The organism is Streptomyces sp. CC208A (assembly GCF_030010625.1).
Taxonomy (GTDB): Bacteria; Actinomycetota; Actinomycetes; order Streptomycetales; family Streptomycetaceae; genus Streptomyces.
Genome location: NZ_JASCXN010000123.1, coordinates 1 through 410, shown reverse-complemented (window position 1 = coordinate 410; position 410 = coordinate 1). Strand labels below are relative to the sequence as shown.

Genomic DNA, 410 nt, shown 5'->3' with positions numbered 1-410 from the left:
TGGTCGGCGATCTTCTTCGCTTGTTCCGCGGCCTTCTTCTTCGCCGCCTGGGCCGCCTTCTTGGCTCTCTCTATCGCCGCGATCTTGGCCCTCAGCGCTGCCGCCTCGGCCGCCTTCGCCGCCTTGAGGACCACCTCGGCCGCTCGCTTCGCCGTCCGGAACGCCTGGACCGCGTCGATCGTGCGGTTGACGGCTTTCCAGACCGACGGGATCTTGCCGAGCTTGGTCCACGGGATCGCACCGACGATGAGGCTGCCGCACGACCACATGTCGCCGCCGAAGCAGGCCATGGCGTCGTCGAGCCCGATGAAATCGCTGAGCGTGCTCCAGGCGATCGAGAGGATCACCGACGTCAGGGACTTGCCCATGGTGGCCTGCGCCTGCGCGACCTGGGCCGCGCTCAGCCCCGC

1 protein-coding gene is annotated in these 410 nt (G+C 68.3%); it reads right to left on the bottom strand.

Translation table 11 applies throughout. The features are described from left to right. A partial coding sequence (locus tag QK442_RS36275; protein ID WP_282698402.1) for a hypothetical protein occupies positions 1-410 on the bottom strand: 410 nt, incomplete at both ends.